This is a genomic window from Methylobacterium sp. WL6 (genome assembly GCF_008040095.1).
In the GTDB taxonomy this organism is placed as follows: domain Bacteria; phylum Pseudomonadota; class Alphaproteobacteria; order Rhizobiales; family Beijerinckiaceae; genus Methylobacterium.
In genome coordinates, this window is record NZ_VRVH01000605.1 from 1 (window position 1) to 974 (window position 974).

Here is a 974-nt window from a genome sequence, read left to right on the forward strand (position 1 = left end):
GCTGAAATACCAGCCGCCGGCACCGGAGGTGTTCGTGCCAGCCTTCTCCGCTTGGCCGGCTGCGCTCGCCCGACCAGCTCCGCCGGCCAAGCTACTCGTGGCGGAGCGGCCCACCGTGCACTAACTTCACCCTTGGACCACCTCGCGGGGGCCGATCAGTTCCTGGGCATCGTCTTCGAGGGCCAGAACGTCGCGTTTATGGCCGGGCTCGCCTTCGCCGTCGCGGCCTCAGCGAACTTCCCCGCGCCGCTTCTGTCCATCACTTGGAAGCGGTTCACGACCCCTGCAGCTGTCGCCAGCATCCTGGTCGGGACATTCTCTTCCCTCCTGATGATCTGGCTGTCGCCCACGGTTCAAGTGGACGTGCTCGGAAAAACCTTGTTTGACGTCTCGCGCGCGTGGTGGTTCGTCCCGGTGAAGAACCCGGCCATCATCAGCATGCCGGTATCCTTCATCGTGGCGGTCGTCGTCTCTCTTCTCACCCAGGAGAACGACGCCGAGGGCACCTTCCGCGAGATGCGCCACCGGATCATGTTCGGGAAGTCCAGGGACGCTTATCCAGAATGCTGATTACGGGCTGCCCGATACGAGGGGATGGGGCGTCGGATGGCGCCCTTTCCCTGCTTTGAAGGACGGCGCAGCGGGAGTGTTGCGAGAGGTTCCAGAAGCTGCTGACAAGCTAGGCCCCATCGTCAATCCATAATATAAATCTCAAAATTAATACCACTCAAAAATAGATTGCACTCCAAATATAACTCAGAACTCGAGCAGCATTCGATCATGCATCTTTCTGAACATTCGGCTATGTTATTTACATTCAGATGTGCCATTCGACGCTGCCGTTGTAGAACATGTTGGCGACGCCGCCGCTGTTGTAGCCGGCATGGTTGTCGGCAGCGTCGCCCGCCAGGGTCTGGCCGTTGAGGCTGACCTGATGGACGTAGAGGTTGCGGTCGGCCGTCGCGCTGCCGCCG

At 60.2% G+C, this 974-nt stretch carries 2 pseudogenes; both read left to right on the top strand.

Annotated elements, in window-relative coordinates:
* Positions 1-124: pseudogene (locus FV230_RS28695) on the top strand (IS3 family transposase); the annotation flags it as partial.
* 38 nt (positions 125-162) lie between these two features.
* Positions 163-570: pseudogene (locus tag FV230_RS28700) on the top strand (cation acetate symporter); the annotation flags it as partial.
* Between the last annotated feature and the right edge of the window lie 404 nt (positions 571-974).